A 24,455-nucleotide genomic window follows, 5' to 3' on the forward strand; every position below is an offset into this window, starting at 1 on the left:
AAATACCTGATAAGAGCATAAGCTTCTTATTCTTTTAATGATCCTATCATCACCCCTTTAACAAAGTATTTTTGAAGGAATGGATAAAGTAAAAGGATTGGAAGCGTAGAAACAAGAATGGTTGCATATTGAATCGATTCCTGAACTACTACGGCATCTCCCCCTGATACATCAGCCATTTGTTCAACAAGAACTAAATTTCTAAGAATGACCTGTAAAGGATACAGTGCATCATCCCTTAGATATAGCAGTGGAAGGATAAAGTTATTCCAGATCCCTACTGCGTAGAAAAGACCAATTGTTGCCAATACCGGTTTTGATAGTGGTAAAACAATTCGAGCGAATATACCCAAATCATTTAAACCATCGATTTTAGCAGATTCCTCTAATTCCTTTGGTATTGTAGCGGAAAAGAAGGTTCTCATAATAATTAAGTTCCATGTACTTACCGCCTGTGGCAGCACCATTGCCCAAATCGTATCCAATAACCCCAAAGATTTAACGACTAGAAAAGTTGGAATCATTCCTCCGCCGAATAAGATAGTGAAAACAATCATTATCATAAAACCTTTACGAAAAAACATCTCTTTCTTGGATAATGCATAAGCTCCCATCGCAGTAATTATTAAAGAGATAGTAGTTCCTAAGGTTACGTATAAAATGGTATTAAGGTATCCAGTAACAATTCGAGGGTCACTTAATACATGTTCATAGTTTTTAAATGTTAGTTCCTTTGGTATTAAATTTACTTCCCCCCTCATAACATGAACATCTCCACTTAATGAGACAGCAATCATATGAAGAAATGGGTAAATCGTAACAAATGCAACGCCCAGTAAAAGAATGGAGATTACAAATGTAAACGGAGTAATTTTTGTTTTTTTCAAAGCCAACGCCCCCTTACCATAGACTTTCTTGTCCAAATCGCTTCGAAAGATAATTCGCACCAAATAAGAAGATAAAACTTATTACACCTAAAAATAATCCAATTGCTGTCGCATAACTGTAGTTTCCTTGGACAAGACCAACTCGGTATACATAGGTAGAAATGATGTCTGCCGTTTCATAGGTTACTGGGTTATATAACAAGAAAACCTTTTCAAAGCCAATTTCCAACACTTTTCCTATATTTAAAATACCTACTATAAAGATTGCGGGCAGTATCCCAGGTAACGTGATGTACCATAATTTTGCAAAACGTCCGGCTCCATCAATTTCCGCTGCTTCGTATAATTGCGGACTAATGGAGGTTAAGGCAGCTAAGTAGATGATTGCCTCCCACCCCATATGTTGCCAGATTTCTGACGTGACAAATATAGTACGGAACATTTCCGGCATGATCATCCAATTAAGCGGTTCAATCCCTAAGAACGAAATCAATCGGTTTATAATTCCAGAAGGAGAAAGAAAAACTACAACCATACTCGCTACCACTACATTTGATATAAAATGCGGTAAGTAACTAAGGGTTTGGACAAAGCGTTTAAAATACATATTTTTCAATTCATTTAATAGAAGCGCAAATATGATTGGTATTGGAAACCCGAAAATGAAATTATATAAACCTAACAAAAAAGTGTTTCGTAATAAATTAAAAAAGTCTGGACTTTCTATGAACATTTGAAAATATTTTAATCCTACCCATTCACTTTCCAAAACACCTTTAAATAAGTTGTAATCTTTAAATGCAATAACGATCCCAAACATTGGTACATAATGAAAAATTAAGTAATATAGTAAAACAGGTGCAAATAATATTAGGAGATATTTGCTGCTATTAAGTTTTTTCCTTATAGTCTTTTTATTTAAGGGCTTATGGTATTCTTTCTTTCGTTTTGTTTTTTCTTTTTCTAATCCCTCTAAATTCTCCATTCATCGGTACCTCCTTTTTAATTCATTTGTAACAGTAATCGATTACCATAACTGTTCAATTCTTTAATAAAGAACTTTCTAAATCTAGTACAGAGCTGCGATTGACTATTCTTGGCTGTAACATGATATCTACATTTTCAACTATTTTTCCATCTAATTGGTCCAGCAGCAAATTGCATGCTAATTTGCCCATTTCGTAATCCGGTTGTTGAACTGTAGTTAAAGGTGGCGTAATCATTTCCGAAAACTCAATATTATCAAATCCCATAACAGAAATTTGCTCAGGGACATTTATACCTTGTTTATTCAGTTCATTCATAACACCAAAAGCTGTCATATCATTACAAACGAACACAGCTGTAGGTAATTCAGAACACTTTAATAAGTTTCGTGTTAATTCAATGCCATTCCTGAACTCATAGCTTCTTTCAAATTCTTCGTATTCTCTTGAAGCGATCTGTATCAATGACTTATCTATTTCGATATTATAATTTTCCAATGCATTTAAGTAGCCCTTATATACACTTATTCGACTTGGTCGGGTTAATGGAGAACTTATTAAAGCAATTTTTCTGTGCCCCTTCTTTATTAAATATTCCGTCGCCATATATCCACCTTTTCTATAATCGAAATGAATCTGGCTACTATTTAACCCTTCTATTGTTTGATCAAATGCTACAATATTTAAGTCTTTTTGAACTAAAGCCCCGAGTAAATTCTTATCTGGGGAAATCGAAGAAACAATTAATCCTTTTACTTGTTTTTCAAATAACGTTTTTAAATACTCCTCTTCAAGTTGCGGACTGCGGTGGGAGTTGCATAAAAACACATGATATCCCCGACTCCTGGCAATATCTTCAATCCCCAGAACGATAGAGGAATAAAAGGGATTCGTTATGGATGGAATGATGACTCCGATCGTCATGCTATTATTTGTTTTTAACTGTCTTCCTATCATATTAGGAATATAATTTACTTCTTTCGCCACTTTTTTTATTTTTTCTCTTAACTCTGATCTAACTGGATAATCGCTGTTGCTTAATACACGAGAAACTGTAGCTGTAGAGGTATCTGCTTTTTTTGCTATATCATATATAGTCGGATGCTTTTTCACCATTTCCTCACCTTTTAGTAATCGATTTCTATTTTTAAAAAATGTAGTAATAGATTTTTTTATATTTTATCGGTATCTTTAAAGGGTTTAGATACTTCCCAGTTACAACTTCTTAATTATCCCTTTAAATTTGTGGATATACTGCTGATTCCATTCGTCCCCTCCTGGAATATTACTGCTTTTCCAGATTGGTGGTTGTACATTCTCACGCACCAAAATATTTGTAGCCTCAATACTAATAGCATTTACGATGAATGCGTTTACAAAAGTAGAAATAGCCCCTACATTTTGCTGAAGCCCTTCAATCTTTAAAACTGCATCCCCTTCCTCTACTTTGGAATCGATGCTGACATCCGTTATTTCAAATAGATTGTATTTTGATGGATGTCTTGCTGGATGATCAGAAGGTGTATTTTCAGCATGCTGAACAGAACAAATTCCAATTGTTTGAACACCCCGCTCCTTTGCTTCAAGAGCAGCATCTATTACAGCAGAATTGATTCCATAAGCATTAACTAGGATTAAAAGATCACCTTCATTCAAATTGTTATCATCAATTACCATTCTTCCATATCCGGGCATACGTTCCATCGCTGATGACCTTAAAGCACCATTACTGAGTAACGTCCCTTCATCGAGAATAGCATTAGCATGCATTAATCCTCCCGCTCTATAGAAAATTTCCTGAGAGGCAAGGTTAGAATGTCCCCCAGGTCCAAACACATAAAATATTTTATCCTGCTTTATATGTGCAGCGACCAATTGAGCAGATTTTGCGATCTTTTCTTTTTCCGTTCTTAGGATTTCTGATAAAAATTTGTTGATTTCTTCATAGTATTTTAAGATTAATCCCATCTTTACACTCCTTTTCTAGAATCATCCTTTCATTATTCTGAAATCTATCAGATGTTCAAATCTGATAATTCCTGCATTCTCCATACTCCACCAGGTTCACCTAGTTTTTTGTGAATATCTTCAGACAAACGATAATTCTTCGGCCGATTTCCAAGAAAAATTAATTTAGTAGGCCAAATAAGTCCTGCCAGCTGCGGTAAATCTGTATGTCTTAATGAATTGATTATTTCAATTACATTGTCACTGCCATTTGCATTACTTGATATATCTTGTGAAGCTGGGGGGTCTTTTAAAATAACTGCATATATCCTGCTATCCAACAATGCAGCATAAAGGGCAGGGACCGTCATATCCTTCTCTGCAGCAATTATTATCTTGTCAGGGTTAACTTCTGGCCTAGATCTTATGGCCTGGATTCCCCGCAAAACATCCCAAACTCGTAACGATGCTATTGTTCTTCCCGTGAGTGCTAATGACCTTCGCACATTCCAGTTCATCTCCGTTCCCCAAGCACTTTCACCTGTCCCTCTAACCTCGATCATTGCTCGCTGCCATTCAGATGGCAAATCATGAATAATGGGGATTTTATGAAATTTAAATCCGTCAGTATTCGCAGTTGATTTTAAATAAATAGCTGTAGGTGAATTAGATGCCTTCATAGAAGATCCCCACAATTCCCCCGGAATCTTCCAGTTATATTCCGAAACAAATGAAAATTTATGATGCCAGGTTTCTTCATTACTAAAGTATTTTTGCTTTGTTTCCACAGCCAATGGAATATTATGTTTAGCAAATGCAGCAAAGCTTTCCGTCATTAGTTTCTTGATTAAGTTCTTTTTAGTAGCTTTAAGCTCTTGAGATGATTGAATCAATGGCAGTTCTTTTGATTCAATCAACCATTCCTGAACCGTAGTTGATTCATCGTTTGGCGGTGTTTTCCCTTGGTATACAAGTAATTCCTTCTCGCTTTCCTGCTTTCCATCAATATCGTTAACCTTATTTTCGCTATTTTCTTCACCCTTTAAATGTTTAAGGAACCATGAAAATGCAGCCTTTCGAGAATCTGGACTATATGAATGATGTGCATGAAAGTCAAATAACTGAATATTTTCCTTGAACCCCAGGTTTGAATACAACGCTTTCAATCTTTCATAAACCAATCGAACAGATTCTATTGTATAATTTCTGTCTCTATCCGGAGATATGATCAGCATCGGACGAGGAGCCATCAAAGCATATGACTCAATTAACGACCACCCATATGGATTATTAGGGAAAATGCAATCACAATGTGTGTCTATTGTTCTTTCTCTGACCTGTGAAGCAATCGTGCCTGTACCACTTGATGCAGCAGCAGCCTTAATTCGGTCATCACAGCAAGCAGTCCACCAGCTAATTGCTCCCCCACCGGAGTGCCCCGTGATTCCAATCCTATTCTGATCTACTTCCTGTCGTTCTGTCAGCAAATCTATACCTCTTATCGCGTTCCAAACCTCTGTTGCTGAAGGTGTATAGCCTTTACTGGTCCATTGAAACTGACCATGAGCATACGTCCCATGATGCATCCCTTGTACCTCTCCGAACTGGATTGTATCAATTATCAAAGTTACAAACCCAAGCTGAGCGAATTTTCTCGGATGGTCTTGATATTTTACTTTCTGTGTAGGGCTATGACCACAAAGATACACGATTGCTGGAGCGGGATGCTTTAAATCATTTGGGATATATAAATTAGCTGTTACATATAAGCCAGGTAAACTTTCATAATATAATTTTTCAATTCGGTGTGTGTCGCTTTTCAGTGTTCCAGTTATTGTTACGTTTAATGGCGATCTCTGTTCATTTAAGTATGTATCGATCCCAAGCATCTGCTGAAATTGTATTTGCTTGTTTTTCTTCCATAAAAAGTATTCACTTTCTGAAGAAAAAGAAGGTAAAGGACGCTCTGTAATATCCTCCGCAATTTTAACCAAGTAATCTCGTATGTACACAAACTTCCCTCCTTTTCAAGTCACTTAGAATCCCATAAATACGCGTATATTTCGTTTTAAAATATTAATAAGATTCTGATATTGATGTCTGCTAACTTTAAATTTACTTGAATCATTTTGAAATGACAAGTCTTTAAAGTGTCTATTAATCTCAGTAAACAATTTTTTTTTATTCAATCAGTGATTCCTGGCAATTCTGCCACTTCATTGATTTTGAACTTACAACTAGTGGAAAATTTATATAACAGATTTAAAAGTCAAATTTAATACAGCAAACTAAACATATAGTCTATTTAAAGACTTGTTAAAATTATCTGATACAATTATACTGTTCATATATTTTCCTTAGAAACTTGATAGGTAAAGGAGGAGAACATTATAAAAACACAAATTTCTATTGTTTTAATTGGAATAGGAGGATATGGTGACCTTTATGTCAGTCATCTGCTTGATACCAATAAACAAAAAGAAGCGTCTATCGTGGGAGTCGTTGATATAAACCCTAAGATGAGTAAAAATTATAATAAAATCATCGAAAATCATATTCCTGTTTTTTCATCCATTGAGGAATTCTATGAAAATAAGAAAGCAGACCTTGCAGTAATTTCTACGCCAATTCATCTTCACGCATACCAGACATGCTATGCTTTGACACATGGCAGCAATGTTCTCTGCGAAAAACCGATGTGTACCACAACTCAAGATGCTAATAAAATGATTAATACAAGAAATGATATGAACAAATTTTTAGCAATCGGCTTTAATTGGTCTTTTAATCCATCGGTTCAAGAATTAAAGAAAGATATTAGAAATGGTTTTTTCGGAAAACCCAAAAGGCTAAAAACAGTCTTACTTTGGCCACGATCAAGAAGTTATTATAATCGTGCACCTTGGGTAGGACGAAAGTATAGCGAGGAAAGTGAGCTGATATTAGATAGTGTGGCCAGCAATGCCGGAGCACATTACCTTCATCATATGTTCTACCTTTTAGGGCCAACAAAAGAAGAAAGTTCGTGTTTGAATCAAGTTACAGCTGAGCTTTATCGTGCGAACCCCATTGAAAATTTTGACACCTGTGCATTAAGAGCAATAACAGATGAGGGCGTGGAGTTACTGTATTATGCGACACATGCTGTTAAAAATTCGGTTGGACCTCGTTTCACTTTTGAATTTGAACATGCAACCATTACCTATACACAAGAAAAAGGTTCAAATAACGTAATTGCTCAATTTCATGATGGAAGAAAAAAGTTATATACAGATCCGAGAAAAGAGGATCCTTTACAAAAATTAGCGACGTGTATTGAGGCAATTAAATTAGGAAATCAAGATATTTATTGTGGTCCAGAGGCAGCTTACACCCATACATTATGTATTAACAGCATGCATAATTCTATGCCTGAGATTATTAATTTTCCTGAAATACTTATTAATCATGATGAAAAAACTGATCTTATCTGGGTAGATGGACTATCCGAAACCTTAATTAAATGTTTTGAGGAATCGCGAATGCCAAGCGAATTTGATATACCTTGGGCAAGGAAGGGAAAATTAGTTAATTTATAAAACTAAAAGATTGAGACTGCACCATGGGGTTATGTAAATGGACACTCCCTTTTTGTAGATGATGGAATTATGATGTAACTTGTGTAGGAGGAGCTATTTTAATAAATGGCTTCTTTTTTATTGTGCCTTGCAATGCATCCGGTCAATTTAACATTTCGTCCGGTCTGAAAATCAATTTGTTCGGTCCATTAATCGATTCATATGGTCCCCGTGCACTGCCGTTAGAGAATTTCTTCCTACCTTTCTTTCCGTTTTAGATAGAAATCCATAGAACAAATTAACTGTAAGCAAGGCCATAATGAATGAAAAGACAAAATAAACACTCCTTCTGGCTGACATCACCCTTTACTAATAGACCTAAATTACTAATTTCTAGCAGTTCCACTTATGGACCTTTTATAGACTTGTATTTAATAGAGTTTGTTATAAAATTTAGAATAATCATAATAAAGGAGGAGGAAATTAAATGAAAAGAAAAACACTGATTTTGTTTTTCGGACTGCTTTTAGTACTCAGCCCTTTTGCTGAAATCACCCCACATAATGTATCTAGCCATACGGCGAGTGCTGCTGAGACTGTTCAAGCCACAGAAGCTGCTATCGATCATTTTAACAATCGTTGGGCGATAATACCGGAAGTGGAACAGAACCTTGTCATAGACGGTGTCTTGACTGACGATGTGTGGGATGAAGCAGTTATGTTAGAAGAATTTATCACCGTGTTTCATAATGAAGAGGCTGAAAAAGGCACGGATGTCCTGGTGGCATATGACTCCGAAAATCTTTACTTTGGATTAACCTATGCACACGATGATGTTAGTCATTCATTAGCTAATTTTGAGATTTTGATTCAGCCTTCTTCGGCTGAAGATGAGTTCTTTCATGCACCCATCCCTGTTAAAGAACTAGATTTACCAATTGAAAATGTTTGGGGAACCGATAGTAATGAAGTTGCTGGTTATGATTACGAAATAGTGGATGAAGAGGGATTAATAACGGCAGAGGTTGCTGTTCCTATCTCATCACTTAATGTGGACGAGGTTCATGATGGAGATGAGTGGCAAATCAATGTAATCAATCAGCATGAAATTAATACGCGCCCCATGACTTCATGGGCTCCTATTCGTACATCCAGGTACACCAAAACGGATACTAGCTCATCTTATAGGTTTAATTTCGATGTTTCAGATGAAGGACGTATGGGCAGTATTTTTTTCAATAAATTGCCAGAGCAATGGGCACCAGAACCATACAGCTCCATTTGGAATCCACAGGAGTTAGAATTTAAATATAAAGGGTTCACAGAGAAAGAGTTGTCTTTTAAAGGATCTGGAATCAATCATATTCATGATCAAATTGCATTAACTTGGCAAACACCATCTGGAGAACAAGCTGAACTCGAAAACGTAAATTTAGAAAGAGTAGATGACCGAATCGTTGTATCATTTGAGCATCCAGAACCAGATAAAAATGGATTGTATCAGTTATATGTCAGTCTGGATCAAAACCGAAATAAACCAGAAGCAATGTTCACGATTCTTTCTTTTGACCGCAACAATATGATTGAAGCTGGGGGGAAATTATACAATCACATTCCTTACGAGGGGGAGAGAACTCCATTAGAATGGGAACCTGCTACAGAAGATGTCCAACAAATTCTGGATATTATTCCAGAACAGGTCGGCTTTCGATTTACTGGATTACCAGATCAGCCACATTTACATCCAGATAGAAATTTTAGCTGGGATATCGATAATCCTGATGTAATCAGTTCCAATCACAGTGATATGACTTATCCTAATGAAGAATATCCAGAAGATCAAGTCTTAACAGTAACTAATAGAAAAGGAGAAGATGTTGAATATCCATATTATGAGGATGAAAATGGCAGGATATATTTCTTAAGCGCCCACAAATGGTATTTACAGCGTAATTATGCAGTGGGACAAATACAGAGCATTGCGTCTTCCGATCCACTGGGGGCCGCTAGACTATTGTATCGATTTGCTGAAGTTTATGAAGGCTATACACCTGTAAGTGATCATATATGGCAAAACTTCCCAGTAGAAGTTTCATCTGGGCCGCCATATCCTTGGTGGGGTGGAGTATGGAACCGCTGGTCGGCTTCTGAGCTTTGGGATCTCCGCAATTTGTTCAAGGCTTATGAAACAGTTAAGAAGACCAACGCGTTTGAGTTGATAAGTGCGGAAGTAGGAGAAGATGTAAATCACAGGATTGTTGAAGATATGTTTAAACCATCTATTGAATTTGCTCGTACTTTCCAAATTATTAATCATAATATGGATTACACCAAATGGGTAGGTCTAGGTGAAATGTCTAAAGCTATTAATGACCCTTCTTACATTCACGAAGGAGTGGAGTTATTAGAAGACTATACAACGAATGAATATTTATTCGATGGATTTTATAAAGAAACAACATTGTCCTACCATAACCAGTCAACAAACGGAATAAATCGGGCGATCGATGCCTTTCAGGGGTGGAGTGACCCGGAAGGATACATTTCACCTCGTTCGGGGATGAGATTTGATAATTTAGATATGAGAAGTCAATTCCCAGCACTGGGTAAATCTCAGGAAATTCCAGAAATACTTGTTTATCCAGATGGGAAATACCTCCCAACTCAGGACACGTGGGCTAATGAATTATCGGGAAATCCAAATTTAGCAGCTGGTTCATTTTTGCTTCCTGCCTCTGGCTTTGCTCGTCTGCAGAGAGGAACACCAGATAGTGAGGGTGAGGATTCAGGTATAACCTATTTATTTCCTGAATTGGAAATTGTAGATCAAACCGCTGAGGATAGGTTATTTGATGCTAGCGGAACGGTACAGTTTGAAGCAGTAAGCGAAGGAAATCATATCACCTTTGCATTTGAGGTCCCCAAAACAGATACGTACCGAGTAGATTTGAAGCCATTCAAGGCCGCAAGTTATGGCTTTTACGAAATTCTAATCAATAATGTAGCCATAGCAGAACTTGACTTCTATAATACGGGATCTGGACCGACTGATACTGAAACACTTACAATGATGGAACTAGAGGAAGGTACACACGAGATCACCTTTAGAAATATTGGCAAATCTGTTGACTCGACAAATTATAAAATGGGTGTAATCGAGCTTGCTCTCCTCAATGAAGAAGCTCAGGAAGAGGAAGAAGATGATGATGGAAAACCTGCTGAACTGTCACAGCTATACATGAATTTCGACCCGAAATATGGTCATGATCATTTTGACCCACTTAATTTAAATCTTTATGCAGAGGGACAAGAATTGCTGCCGGATATCGGTTATAGTTATACTTTTTACCGCCGATGGGCAACATCGACCATGGGACACAATACAGTAGTGGTAGACAGCAAAGATATGACAGCATCTGGTGATGCTGAGCATGGAGGTAATATCGAGGTGTTTGCACCTATAGACGACAATTTGCAGGTTATGCGTGCGAACCATGAAAAAGCTTATCCAGGTACAGATGAGTATAGCAGAGAGCCTTGGTTTATCGGCTTTCCTAATAATGAAGATGGATATGTATTAGATTTGTTCCGTGTCTCAGGCGGAGATCGCCATGAATATACATTACAAGGTGATGCAAACCATGATGCCAGATTTGATACCGACATGGCGTTGGAGGAATATGGTGATTATCTATTGCCTGAAGGAACTGAAGTTACCCTTCCTGAAACTGCTTATGATAAAGGGTACGCTGAAGGGCACTATTACGGATATATCTACCTTCAAAATGTAATGGAAGCAATGCTTGAAGATAATCAGTATGAATTAACATTAGTGACCGAAGAGAATAATGAAGAACAAGCTAAAATGAAAATTACCGGTCTCCTGGAATCTGGGGAGAATGAATTGTTTTTAGCTGAATCACCTTCCCTTCGCTCTACCAGATTACATGGAACAAGTATGGATACGAATGATGAAGCTGTGAAATATCATATGCCTAAATACGTCTTAAGAAGAAACGGTGAAGACCTAACCAGTCAATTTATTACGTTAATGGAACCTTATCGGGATGATACTGGGCCACAGATTGACAGTGTAGAAAAATTAGAGATGGATGAATCCAGTCCGGGTGATATTGCGGTCGCTGTTACTTACGGAGACACTACTGATATTATCCTAAGTTCTCCTCATCATCCAGAGGAACCGTTGATTGTTGATGATATAACCATGACAGGAAAAATGGGTATGATCCGTTTGCAAGACGATGAGTTAAAGGATATGTATTTGATCGGGGGCAGTCTGTTAGAAAAAGGTGATGAACAATTGACTGGTAATGGAACTGTCGAGGGAACTCTCACAGATGTAATGCGCCAGGCAAATCGGGACAGCTATGATGCATTTGTAACAGACTCATATATACCGGAGGATACACAGGGAAGCCATATTGTAGTGACACACCCAGACGGCAAAACACATGGCTATGAAATCAAAGAGATAATCAGAGAAAACGAACAAACGATTATTCAGATAGATGGTATGGACCCAGGCTTTAGCATCAATAGTGACGGATCATCGGAAATGGAATTTTATCCATTTAAAAAATGGGAAGGAGAACACACTTTTCAAATTGAAAATATAAATTCAAAGTAAAAAGTTAAGCAGAATATAAACTCAATTAAATAAGAGCTCTTTCCTTTTTAAAGAATCGGGATGAAAGGAAAGAGCTCGTGTCATACGCTATAAAACATATATGATTATAATGCACAGGACTAAATATAACAATTAGAAGTGTGCACCGTATCTTTCTTAAATGGATGGACACGAATACGAGGAAGCACTTCTATACTTCTATATTCATCCCAAAGAATAGCTGGTTAAAAAGCCAATTTTATTAGTTAAGGGTATATTAACCTACTCTTAACTAATAAAAATTAGAATGTCTTTAAATTTCCAATTACTAAAACCCTAATTACTTTGATACCTTTCATAAGCTGATTCCTGGATACTCATGTATTCTTCTAATCCCATGTTTTCAATTGTCTCCACATAGTTATCCCACTCAGTTAATGGCACATCACCGGTAATAAATTTATCTCGCATTTCGCTAACATACTTTTCTATATCTGTACCTAATGCAGACAACGTATCGTTTTCTTCTTTTAAGTACGTGAATTTTGGCCATATTTCCTCAGGAATATAAGGTTCCAACTTTTCAGCAGCTTTTATAGATGCTTCTGTTGTTTCTGAACCACGAAAATACTCTTGCTTTACAATACCCGGAGCAGCAGTACCTATCCAAATCAGATACTTCGATAGTTCTTGCTCAAAGGTCAATCCTTCAGCGCTATTTGTTATTTTTTCCAGGTATTCAACTGAACCATCTGAATTTTCTTTATAAGTTTCACCTTCGACTCCCATATAGAAAAGTTTTGCTCCTTCATCACCATAAAAATAATCTAACCATCTTATTGTTGCTTCAGGATTTTCATTTTCGCTAGTAATAGAAAGATTTCCCATAGTATAAACTGGATGATCCACATCTACATATGCTTGTTCACCGTCAGGACCAACTAAGGCTAAAGCTCCTTCATAACTTTCACCAATCCCAAACACTTCCTCTGGGTCGTAAAAAACCGTACTACCATATAATTCTTCTGAGGCATTAGAAAGGTATTGATTATAGTCAATTGAAAATATATTTTGCTCGATAAGATTCTCACTGTACAACTTGTGCACGTATTCAAGCATCTCTTTATATTCATCTGCAACTGGAATAAATCGTAATTTATCTTCATTTGGATCCATATCAAAAAGATGTTTACCTTGGTTTCCTAATCCAAATGATCCTTTAAGCCATCCGATTAATGGATCAATAACATTGCCACCATAAGGAATTTCATCCGCTTTTCCGTTTCCATTTGGATCTTCTTCTTTAACCTTTTTTAAATATTGATAAAACTCTTCTGTCGACTCTGGAATGTCCATTCCTAGTTCGTTAAGCCATTCTTGGTTTATCCATGGTCTTGCACCTACAAGCATCGATAAAAATTGCGGTGATCGGATATTTGGTAGAGAATAAATATTTCCATCAGGAAATGTAATCGCTTTTCTTATATCTGGATTATCATCAAGTATCGTTTTTAAATTAGGTGCATAATTATCAATTAAATCATTTAAAGGAATAAAAATGCCCTGCTCCCCATATTTCAGTAAATCTAAATTAGTAAGACCAGCACCATAAAATACATCTGGAAGGGTTCCACTTGCCAATGCTAGATTTCTTTTTTCTCCTAATGAAGTGTGTGGAACCAATTCCCAATTCACATTGATATTTGTCATGTCAGAATAATGATCCCAAATCATGATATCATTCCAATTATCACTATTGGCCGGGGCCTTCCCGGCAAAAATATCTAGTGTGACTTCTTCATTGACAATAGGCATCCCACTTTTATTCAAATTTTCAAGCGCTTCTTCACTTGTCTGTTTATTATCCTTAAAATCGTCGTTATTACACGCAACTAGTAATAATAGTACAATTGTTGTTATTAGAAATAAAACTTTATTAAGTTTTAATACTAGCCCTCCTTTTATGTAGTCAATTATCTTCAAAATATTACTATTTCTAAACACCTCCCTAAATTAATTCATCTACTTTATAGTAGTCTTGATTTTGGTAACGGGAGTTTAATAGAATGCATTGTTGCCTGATCTGAATACCCTGTCCTATTTGGACTTTTTAAACCAACGGAAATTCGGGTCAGGAAATAGCATTAGCCTCGCCTCTACACTAAATATCTAACCTCATTAGTTTAGATATGTATATTTTTCATCCAAGACTATATATGAAAAAATCCCCGAAAATGTAGCTGCTTTCCTAAACGTAGTTGTTACTGGGCTTTTGTTAGGATCTTTACTATCAATCTTAGGTTTAAATAAATCTATTCCATATTGTTGAAAGTCCCTGTTTAATTCGATTAATCTTGTATCGGCTATTTCTCTGATCTTTTCTCTATTTTCAAATCTATAAAAGGCTAAATATATTTCCCAGGTATTGTTCCAATCCCTGCACCACCATGGTTCCTCATTTTCATCATTAGGGCCTATATCTACTGCCTTTTCTATCGTTTTAATCGCTTCATTAACAACATTCATCCATTTGTTTCTTAGTGAATCATCCATAAAGGGTAAGATAGTATGAGTAAAAGCAATAATTGTTGCCTGATAACTTACACTATTCCCCATACCCACTTGACCATTCCATAATTCAATGTAAGGCCACCATCCCTTGCTGTTTACTCCGAATCGACTTAGGATATGCTCAACAACTGTCAGGCTTTGGTCAAGATACTTTTTATCTTCAGTAAGCTGAAACGCCCTTCCCCAAGTGTGTGCAGCATATATGTCTCCATTTAATACATCGTGCTGTTTAGCTTGTGGATTTTTATAAACAGCACCTGGGTTCTCCTTTGATACTTGAGTTAATAAATAATTAGATGCACTTATCAAGACTTTTTTAGCATCTACTATTCCAGTTTGCTGGTATATATGAAATAGTGCGTTTGATACAGCGCCAATTTCGGCAATATCTATTGTTCCTTGTTTTCCATGTTCAACAAAATACGGTTGTGCAAAAGCGCCACTAGTTAGCTGTTGATTCCGAATTTGTTTAAGGAGATCCTTAATTATTTTTTTTCTGTCATTTCCGTTATAGATTTCATCTAGCAAATATAAACACGCAACTTGTCCAGTTGTACAACTACTAGCATTTCCATCTAAGTCTGAATCAAATAAATAGAATTGATCAGTATGGTCCTTAATCAATGTAGTATCAAAATAATTTACTAACTTTTTAATGATTGAAAGTTTTATCTCTTGCATTATTTATCCTCCATTTCAAGTTACCCACCATGTATTTTATACTAACCATGCTCTTTCCTCTTTTTCTAAATAATTGGCATCAAATCTTATTAATGTCATTTATCGGCTGGATTTTCATCTAACCTTTTAATGCCGGTATTACAGATTCTGCATTTCCTTATAACCTCTTGAAAAGTTCATTACTTTAGATTAGATTGTGGCGTCATCTTTGGTAATTAAAACCTTCCTTTACAATTAATTAAATTAATTAAATTAATTAACATAAAATATATACTATATTCTAACCTTAAAATAGACAAGTCTATAAATTGTCTTTAATATAGGACTCTTATAATAAGTTCCAATAAATTAGAAGTGACAATTGAAATCACAGAAATATTTAACGTAAAGTTAATTTGAGGAGTAAGTTGTTCTGGAGAATGAACAAACTTTTATACAAATGATTCATGGTAGCTAATCTCTAGTCTTACATTCAACTTCCTAAATATAAATATTAAAAAAGCGCCCGCTCCCGGACGCTTCACAAAATCCTACTATTCTATTCCTTTATCCCTCTTCCGGATAAAACATAACCTTCCCAAAAGACTCTTTTCTATTAATAATTCTATCAAATGTCTCCGGTCCTTCTGCCAATGGAAGACGATGTGAAATAATTGGCTTCACATTGATTTGCCCTGTACTCATATAGTGGACAGTTGTACTCCACTCTTTTCCAGGAAACGGGGCAGAGATTGCATTCCATGACCCTAATACGGTCAGTTCATTACGAACAATTTTTTCGAAATAGAATCGTTCGATATTGATATCTGCATATGGAATACCCATAAACACAACTTGTCCGCCTTTTTTAGGCAATGCAAATACCTGTGCAGATGTGATTGGAGATCCAGCCGATTCAATTGCAACATCAACACCAGCGTCATTTGTATGCTCTAAAATCTGTTCATGCGGTGGTTTTTCCAATGAATTAATTAATACATCCGCTCCAACTTCTTTGGCAACTTCAAGCTTGGAGTCATCGATATCAATCGCATAAACTTTTTTAGCTCCAAAAATTTTCGCCCATTGAATAGCAAGTAATCCAATATTTCCACAGCCCATGACAGCCACTTCTGCACCTGGCTGCATAGTTGTACGGTAAAAACCATGAACAACTACTGCAGAAGGTTCAACCATTGCTGCCGTTTCATAGTCTACATTATCAGGAATAGGAACGATATTCTCAGCTGGCAGTTTTGCATATTCTGCAAAGGCACCTGGATGGTAAGCACCCATAACATGCAAATTTTCACAGCGTGACAATTCGCCTTTTCTGCAGCTTTCGCATTCGCCACAGTAAAAAGTTGGGCACCCGGCAACCCGGTCCCCCACTTTGATATGCTCTACTTCTGATCCAACTTCTGCTACTTCTCCGGAGAATTCGTGACCAAATACATTACCTTCCACATAAGGTCCCAATTTACTAAATCTCGATATGTCTGAACCACAGATCCCAACAGCTTTCACCTTAATGATTACATCATCTGCTTTTTCAATTACTGGTTTATCTGCTTCTTCAAAACGGATATCCTGATTTCCATAAAGTCTCAAGGATTTCATTATTGTCACCCTTTCTATATTCTTGCTGTCTATCCTTCTAGCTTGCTGATTTATCCTGCGTTTTTTTCTTTTTGAAAATTACTTGAAATAGTGCAAATCCAATTACAATCGTATTTAGAATCAGTTGATTTTCAAAATAAAAATCGGAAATTACTCTAAAGGGGCCGATCATAAAATCAAGAAGTGTTTCTGTCATTTTTCATCACCCTCATTTCTTTTTTCGAATAGTAACGTACGATTATGCTATTACATCTAATCGTCCATTCTGTATTATTCAAACAGTTTAATAGGAAGCAGTTGAAGTATCGCCTGAAATTATTGCAATCGCTCCACTAGTTCCAATCCGGTTTGCTCCTGCTTTTACAATGTTTACAGCATCTTCATAAGTACGTACACCGCCAGCTGCTTTAACTCCAAAGTCTTCACCGACGATAGAACGAAGCAGTTGTACGTCCTCAACAGTTGCGCCGCCACCATTAAATCCTGTAGCTGTTTTTACAAAATCTGCACCAGCTCCAACAATTAAATTTGCTGCAGCTATCTTTTCTTCTTTCGTTAGTAATGCCGTTTCAATGATCACCTTTGTTGTCAAACCTTCTGAAGCTTTGACTACTTCGGCAATATCATATTTCACTACATCCAGGTCACCGGATTTCAATGCACCAAGGTTGATCAGCATATCTATTTCTTCTGCGCCATTTTTGATTGCTTCTTTGGTTTCTTCCACTTTCGTATGAGTTGTGGCACCACCAAGTGAAAATCCGATTGGCACACCAACCTTAATTTGATGGGGTGATAACAGACTGTGTGCATGTGCAACATAATATGGATTAACAAAAACCGTTTTAAATCCATTCTCGATAGTTTCATTGCAGAATGCTGTAATATCATCCTTCGTTGCTGTTGGTTTCAGGAGTGTATAGTCAAACATGTTGATTAATTCTTGTTTATTCAATTCATATCGCCTCACTTTTATGTTTTTCCATTAGTGACTTCTTGTTGCTGCCCAAGTACCTAATCACAGGAGCGATCAGGAATACTAAGTTGAGAGATAACTAACCAAGGTTGAGAGATAAGCAGAAAAGTTGGGAGAAATCAGTGTATATAGTCAGTATGTCTCAACTTTAGGGCGATGTCTCTCAACTTCGCCCCCGCGTGTCTCAACTTCATCGCAGTATCTCTCAACTTTACGGTAAAATCTCTCAACTAAAGCATCCTGCTCCATATTGTCCAGAGTCCCGACCGCTAATAGCAGAACGCTATATCTATTAATCCACAGGTGTCAACAATACTTTAATTGCTTCCCCGCTTTTAATTGCTTGGTATGCTTCATCCCACTGGGTAATGTCAAATTCATGTGTAACCATTGCTTTGGCGTTTACACTGCCATTATTCATTAATTCAAGAGAAGGTTCCCAATCAGCGGGTTTTTGGCTTCTGCTTCCGACAACACGGATTTCTTTTTGAATAATTTTTTCAAGATCAAATTGCACTTCGGGTTGTGCAAATAGTCCAACCTGACCATATTGTCCTTTTTTGCGAAGAAGATCAAGTCCCTGCTTAGCTGCAGGTACTGCACCGGAACATTCGAATACAACATCAGCGCCATAGCCATTTGTTAAGCTGTTAACAAGCTCTCTAATATTCTCTTCCTGTGTGTTCACTGCATAATCGATACCTAATTCTTTTGCTTTATCCAAACGAACTTTATCATTTGTTAAACCGGTGATAAGAACTTTAGCACCACGGCTTTTTGCAACCTGTGCTGTGAATAAACCAATTGGTCCTGGTCCGATAACAACAACAATATCGCCATCTTTAATGTCTGTTTTATAAACAGCGTGATGTGTACATGCTAATGGTTCTGTCATCGCCGCTGACTGATAATCAACATTTTCCGGAAGATGATGAACGCTTTTTTCACGTGCGATCAAGTATTTTGCAAATCCACCGTCCTGTTGTGTACCCAAACCTTTTCGGTGGTTACATAAGTTGTAATCGCCGGCCCTGCAGTATTCACATTCACCGCAAATGTAGAAAGTAGTTTCTGAAGTAACACGGTCGCCTGGTTTGAATGCTGTAACCCCTTCTCCAACTTCCACTACTTCTCCTGAAAATTCATGTCCCAATGTTACAGGAACACCAACTTTATAATGTCCTTCATAGGTATGGATATCTGAACCACAGACTCCTGCATATTTCACTTCGATTTTCACTTGACCAGGGCCTGCTGTTGGTTCCGGTTTGTCTTGTATTTCCAAATTTCCAAATCCATGATCTGTTTTCACTAATGATTTCATGTTGAATTCCTCCTTAAATAATCAGTGACTCTGGTTGAATGTCATAAACTATGTCAAAAAGTCACCATAATCATGCTGACTTTTTGACGAAACTAAACTATTAATTAAACAATGCAAAGACTTTATAAATTACCCAGTTCACGATATTACCACCTTGGTCAATACTTGAGATAGAAGCAGACCCTTCAGGCATATCGAAGTTGGCGTTTTCAGCCATTTGTGTAAACATTGGTGCAACATCTGTCGCGATATATAATGAGATAGCAATCATAATCGCACCAACAATGACGGAGTGAACGATATTACCTCTTGCTGCACCAACGATAAATGCGACAATAAACGGAATTGTTGCCAAGTCACCAAATGGAAGTACTGCGTTACCTGGTAAAATTACTGCAAGTACAACAGTAATTGGAACAAGGATTAATGCTGTTGAAATTACAGCCGGATGTCCTAGTGCTACCGCTGCATCAAGTCCGATATAAATTTCTTTATCACCAAAGCGTTTGTTTAACCATTCACGTGCAGATTCTGATACAGGCATTAAACCTTCCATCAGAATTTTAACCATACGTGGCATTAGAACCATAACTGCTGCCATCGCCATACCAATTTCAATTATTTCACCAACATTGTATCCTGCTAATGCACCAATTGCTGCACCAAGGAATAGTCCGATGAAAATTGATTCTCCAAAAATACCAAATCGCTTTTGGATTGTATCCGGATCTGCATTCCAGTTTCTAATTCCAGGAATTTTTTGAATCCCTTTTACTAAGAAGATACCTGGCGCATAGGAAATTGTACTACCTGTTGCGATGGAAACACCCGGTAATTCATAGAACTCACTCATCATCGGTGCTGTCCAGTCAGCGACTTTAAGACATACGACCTGGAATATTACTGCTGCAATCAAACCTTGGATAATACTGTCTGAGATTGCATACACCATTGCTGCCATGAAAGTATAATGCCAGAAATTCCAAATATCCACGTTCATTGTTTTCGTTGTTTTTGTAAGAAGCATAACAACGTTTACAACTAAACCTAGTGGAATAATAAATGCAGCTACGACAGATGCCCATGCAATAGATGATGTTGCAGGCCACCCCACATCAATAACGGTTAATTCTACTCCTAATCTGTCAACCATACCCTGCGCTGCAGGACCAAGGTTAAGAACAAGCAAATCAATAACTAAGAAGATACCAACAAATGCAACCCCGATTGTTAAACCGGAACGAAAAGCTTTACCTGGTTTTTGACCAAAGAATAATCCTAATAGAAAGATTGCTACAGGTAGAATTACTGTTGCTCCCAGATCTAAGAATGCTTGTATAAAATCAACAAATCCATCCATGATTTTATCCTCCTTACATTTCCTTATTTTTTTATGTTTAACCCCGATTTCTCTTGAACCACGTGCGTTCTACCTTTAAAAGAAACCGAGACTTTATTTACTATGCATATTTATCTCCAGTACCCAACAATTTGGGTACTGGAGCTTTTACTATTACTTTTGAAGTTCGTCCAAAATTTGTTTCTTTGTATCTTCAACACCAATTCCGGTTAAGAATGAACGTGCATTAATTACTGGGAATGGATATTCTTTTTTAGTCATTGCAGTAGTTACTAGTAAATCAGCTGAATCTACATGGCTACCAACCTCTGTAATCTTAATTTGAACTAGATCAACTTTAAGGTTGTTTTCTTTTGCCATTTCTTCAATTGCACCATTAACAACAGTTGAAGTTGCAATTCCTGCTCCACAAGCTACCAATACTTTTTTCATGTCATTCACCTCCTTCAAATGCAAAGTCTAATTTCTCTGCTAAAAGATTCTTAATTTTAACTGCTTCTTTTTCATTTGCCAGATAATTTAATGTATCTTCATCCTGGAAGACCTGCATTAAGCGCTGAAGCAATGATAACTGATCATGAGCCTGATCCATCGCCAGCATAAACACTACTTTTACAGGTGTAGTTTCCTCGGGATCACCCATAACACCAAATTCCACAGGATCTTTTAATACAGCAAAGCTGATTGTTTTGGTAATTACATGCTCCACATCTGTATGCGGGATTGCTACAGATACACCCTTTGTAGGAAGTCCAGTTGCAAATTCTCCTTCTCTAGCAATAATCGCAGGTGTGAAGCTTTCTTTTACAAGTCCTAATTTCTGTAGGTTTTCTCCCATCGCTGTTAAAACTTCTTCTTTCGTTTTTGCTTCTAAATCTACGAGAATAATAGATTCGTTAAAATGGATATCACTCATTTTTATGCACTCCTAACCATGTTGTTCTTTATACTGAATACTTGTTTATTATTTTAAAAATCTCTTCCCTTGAATCTGCGTAAATCATCGCATTTCGATCTTCATCAGATCCTGCCAGCTTCATTAACTGCATTAGAGCTTTTAGATGCTTTTGCTTATCAACGGCGGCAATAATTACGATTAAATTAATAGAGTAATCTTCCGTAAATATGACGCCTTTCTCTAACCGCAGCAGACTCATCGCAACATCATTCACACCTTCATCAGGTGCCGCATGCGGAATTGCAATATTTGGTCCAATTACAATGTAAGGATCCTTATCATAATAACTAATAATTGCCTCTACGTAGTCGTTTTTTATATGACCACTTTCAACAAGTGGATTTGCAGCAATACGAATAGCTTCTTCCCATGATGAAACAGACCTTTTTAATGTAATATTTTCCGGAATAATCAGTTCATCCAATGATGCCGCTGGGAGATCATTCCTCTGATTTTTCACCTGTGCTGTGTCATCACGATGAATATAGCGATATAGATCTTTCGTTAATTGCTGTTCGTCCTCGATGTCGGCATTGTTTTTAATAATGGTGATTAAATCATCCACATTTATATCTGAAGGAATATAGCCATGAAAATCCAGCATTACCTGTTTTCTTAGACGTATCTTTTCTTCACGTTCAAGAAAAGAACTGGCAATATACAATCGGTTGTCTGTCTCCAAAAAAACTGGGGAGAATACAATGTCATAATCCAGCTTGTAGTTGACAAACTCCCTTACGGAGAGAGAATCCAGAAAAACAAACTCTGGAAACAATTCCCTAAGCTCACTAAACATAAGCCTAGAAACAGAGACGCCTTTTGGGCAGACAACAATCGCTTTCACTTTTTCCTGTATACTTTCACCTTGCTTCGTTAACCACCCGCCAATTAGCATGGTCAAATAGGTTGTTTCACTTTCAGGAATTTTTTCTCCTATCAATTCCTCCAACGGCTCTGTTGACTTCTGAACCAGATGATGCAATTCCATAAATTCTTTACTTACTGTCAATTGAATATCATTTACATCATTAAGATGATATTTAATTCGATAATAAGCGGGTTTAACATGCAGCAGCAGTTTATTTAATAATTGTTCTCTATCCTGTATAAATATAATTGCTCTTTTTTCAAAAAGCCGCAGCATATCATCTATCGCCTGTTTAAGATTCGGAATTGCTTCTTCTGTCAAAGATTCAGACCAATAAACATTTGCCGTTAATAGATACAAAGTGATAAACATTCGTTCTTCCATAGGAATATCTTTTAGGTCATACAAAATTTCCTCAGTTGCCAAATATTCTTTTGTATCCGACAATTCCTCATACTGAATGTAAAACGGATCTATTATATGTCCTTTTTTAATTCTTTCCAGTACCAAAATTAACGTAAAAGGCATCATTGCAACCTTTTCATCTGTAAATTGTATAGTTAATTTCTTTTCTACATTATCAATCCGATTATTTATTTCTGTAATCTCGTATTCCTGAATATTAGCCAATTTATAAATCCAATCAGAACCATTTTTCATATCCAGTAATTTGGAAATAACGTTGGTAAGCAATTTGCGAATATTAAATTCCTTACCTTCAATCAAGTAACCTGAGCGTCGTGAATAGCGGATGGTTAAGTTATAATCGGAGACAAATTCCTGCGCGCGCTTCAAATCACTGAGTATTGTATTCTTGCTGACTGCAAGCTCGCTTGTGAAATGAAATAAAGAAAGCTCCTCATTACTTAAAATCATCATCACAATCATGTACACTCTCTGGTTCTCTGAAAGGATATTCATGTCTGCGGGCAGAACTTTTGGCAGTTCACTTGCAAGATTTGTAAAAACTGTCTGATCGATAATAAAATGCCCCTGCCTGGTTCTTTCAATAGCCGGGAGATTACTGTCTTTAAGCCAGTCATTTATTTTGTTAATACTGTACCCAAGTTGTCTTCTCGTCAGATCATATTTTTTTTCCAAATCCTTGCTGCTGACACTTGGATTGCTCAATAAATCATCTACAATTACTTTACTGCGATCATCAAGTTCCATGAGTATCCCTCTTTCACAATTTATTATATCACTGAAAACAACACTTTTGGTTACGTTTCCATCGTAGTTTGTTGGAGCACGATTGTACAATGTTGTGCTTTACTATTGTTGAAGGGGTTGTTGTACATTCCGTTGAGAGAGTAATTGAAGGGGGCTGCTCGTGCCTTTTCGGTAGGGATTTCTTAAGTGCTTGGAGATTCAAGTGGTGGCGGGTGTCGGCTGTACAACCTTTGGTAAAAAATTAATGAATTGTTGTACATCGAGTTGTTATATTAGTATTGGGATGCCTCGATTCTTGATGAAATAGATTTTTGCGTGGATCTGTGTTGACTGCTTCACAGGTTCTCTATCTAATAATGTGGTTGAATACCTGGTCAGTAAAAGTTTAGAGGATTATGTATGGTTGGGAGAGGCTTTGCTTGGTTGGGAGATAATAGTTGAAAGAGGGTTCTGCAAAGTTGAGAAATAATCCCTAAAAGTTGAGAGGGGTTTGTGCAAAGTTGAGAGGGAATCCCTGAAAGTTGAGAGAGGATTACATATTCCTCTGCTTTCTCTCAACTTCTTCCCGGTTTCTCTCAACTCCACTGCTTTTTCTCTCAACTCCCCCCACCAGCCCCTACTTCCACTCAATCTCCACTCCGTAAACCCGCACCGCCACCGACTAAAAACAGACCAGTGGCCCGGCCGCTGGTCTGTTTCAATAAAGCATTCCCTTATATTCCCAAATCCACTTCTTCTATAATACGTTCAACCAATCGTGCGCTCTTCTTAGCAACCAGATCGCCGCCTGATGATTTTCTGTTACATATTATTAATACAAACAACATCAATCATAACTGAAAGACTCCATTGTAGTTGCGGCAAATTATGATGTATACTAAATATATTATATCAATATTTTACAGAGGTTATTGCAATGAAAAATGGATCTCCTATTTAGC

Annotated in this window: 17 protein-coding genes; 2 read left to right on the plus strand and 15 right to left on the minus strand. The window is 36.9% G+C overall.

Going from position 1 to position 24,455, the window contains the following annotated elements; translation table 11 throughout:
• Positions 1–26: 26 nt before the first annotated feature.
• The 5 genes from CIL05_RS00955 to CIL05_RS00975 form a co-directional block, all read right to left on the minus strand.
• Positions 27–887, minus strand: a complete 861-nt coding sequence (locus CIL05_RS00955; protein ID WP_240510072.1) for a carbohydrate ABC transporter permease — start codon at positions 885–887, stop codon at positions 27–29.
• 13 nt (positions 888–900) lie between these two features.
• Complete coding sequence (locus CIL05_RS00960) at positions 901–1,872, minus strand: ABC transporter permease (protein ID WP_095653626.1); 972 nt, start codon at positions 1,870–1,872, stop codon at positions 901–903.
• Between the two features lie 55 nt (positions 1,873–1,927).
• Positions 1,928–2,989, minus strand: coding sequence for a LacI family DNA-binding transcriptional regulator (locus CIL05_RS00965; protein ID WP_240510073.1), 1,062 nt, complete (start codon positions 2,987–2,989; stop codon positions 1,928–1,930).
• A 99-nt stretch (positions 2,990–3,088) separates the two neighbouring features.
• Positions 3,089–3,841 (minus strand): sugar isomerase domain-containing protein, encoded by a 753-nt coding sequence (locus tag CIL05_RS00970; RefSeq protein WP_095653628.1) that lies wholly within the window; start codon positions 3,839–3,841, stop codon positions 3,089–3,091.
• Positions 3,842–3,888: 47 nt separating this feature from the next.
• Positions 3,889–5,832, minus strand: a complete 1,944-nt coding sequence (locus CIL05_RS00975) for an alpha/beta hydrolase family protein (protein WP_095653629.1) — start codon at positions 5,830–5,832, stop codon at positions 3,889–3,891.
• 405 nt (positions 5,833–6,237) lie between these two features.
• Here CIL05_RS00975 and CIL05_RS00980 point away from each other — a divergent pair, with 405 nt between their 5' ends.
• Together CIL05_RS00980 and CIL05_RS00985 are read left to right on the plus strand one after the other, a co-directional pair.
• Positions 6,238–7,398 (plus strand): Gfo/Idh/MocA family protein, encoded by a 1,161-nt coding sequence (locus CIL05_RS00980; RefSeq protein ID WP_276245324.1) that lies wholly within the window; start codon positions 6,238–6,240, stop codon positions 7,396–7,398.
• A gap of 466 nt (positions 7,399–7,864) precedes the next feature.
• A complete protein-coding gene (locus CIL05_RS00985; RefSeq protein WP_095653631.1) occupies positions 7,865–12,025 on the plus strand; it encodes a heparinase II/III domain-containing protein in 4,161 nt (1,386 codons plus the stop codon).
• Positions 12,026–12,340: 315 nt separating this feature from the next.
• On the opposite strand, the gene CIL05_RS00990 is transcribed toward CIL05_RS00985, so the two are convergent.
• The 10 genes from CIL05_RS00990 to CIL05_RS01030 all read right to left on the minus strand — a co-directional run bounded on the left by CIL05_RS00990 (position 12,341) and on the right by CIL05_RS01030 (position 23,514).
• Positions 12,341–13,987, minus strand: coding sequence for an extracellular solute-binding protein (locus CIL05_RS00990; RefSeq protein WP_240510074.1), 1,647 nt, complete (start codon positions 13,985–13,987; stop codon positions 12,341–12,343).
• A gap of 195 nt (positions 13,988–14,182) precedes the next feature.
• Positions 14,183–15,256 (minus strand): glycoside hydrolase family protein, encoded by a 1,074-nt coding sequence (locus tag CIL05_RS00995; protein ID WP_095653632.1) that lies wholly within the window; start codon positions 15,254–15,256, stop codon positions 14,183–14,185.
• 546 nt (positions 15,257–15,802) lie between these two features.
• Positions 15,803–16,855 carry a galactitol-1-phosphate 5-dehydrogenase gene (locus CIL05_RS01000; protein WP_095653633.1) on the minus strand — a complete coding sequence of 351 codons (1,053 nt, stop codon included), beginning with the start codon at positions 16,853–16,855 and terminating at the stop codon, positions 15,803–15,805.
• 37 nt (positions 16,856–16,892) lie between these two features.
• Positions 16,893–17,051, minus strand: a complete 159-nt coding sequence (locus CIL05_RS22000; RefSeq protein ID WP_165769012.1) for a hypothetical protein — start codon at positions 17,049–17,051, stop codon at positions 16,893–16,895.
• An 87-nt stretch (positions 17,052–17,138) separates the two neighbouring features.
• Complete coding sequence (gene deoC, locus CIL05_RS01005) at positions 17,139–17,810, minus strand: deoxyribose-phosphate aldolase (protein ID WP_095653634.1); 672 nt, start codon at positions 17,808–17,810, stop codon at positions 17,139–17,141.
• Positions 17,811–18,123: 313 nt separating this feature from the next.
• On the minus strand, positions 18,124–19,155 hold the full coding sequence (locus tag CIL05_RS01010) for a zinc-binding dehydrogenase (protein WP_095653635.1): 1,032 nt from the start codon (positions 19,153–19,155) through the stop codon (positions 18,124–18,126).
• Positions 19,156–19,255: 100 nt separating this feature from the next.
• Positions 19,256–20,515, minus strand: coding sequence for a galactitol-specific PTS transporter subunit IIC (locus tag CIL05_RS01015; RefSeq protein WP_095653636.1), 1,260 nt, complete (start codon positions 20,513–20,515; stop codon positions 19,256–19,258).
• 153 nt (positions 20,516–20,668) lie between these two features.
• A complete protein-coding gene (locus CIL05_RS01020) occupies positions 20,669–20,947 on the minus strand; it encodes a PTS sugar transporter subunit IIB (protein WP_095653637.1) in 279 nt (92 codons plus the stop codon).
• Position 20,948: 1 nt separating this feature from the next.
• Positions 20,949–21,431 (minus strand): PTS sugar transporter subunit IIA, encoded by a 483-nt coding sequence (locus CIL05_RS01025; RefSeq protein WP_095653638.1) that lies wholly within the window; start codon positions 21,429–21,431, stop codon positions 20,949–20,951.
• 28 nt (positions 21,432–21,459) lie between these two features.
• Entirely contained in the window at positions 21,460–23,514 is a 2,055-nt protein-coding gene (locus tag CIL05_RS01030) for a BglG family transcription antiterminator (protein ID WP_095653639.1), read from the minus strand.
• Positions 23,515–24,455 lie beyond the last annotated feature (941 nt).

It is taken from the genome of Virgibacillus profundi, from assembly GCF_002287375.1.
Classification (GTDB): Bacteria; Bacillota; Bacilli; order Bacillales; family Amphibacillaceae; genus Virgibacillus_K; species Virgibacillus_K profundi.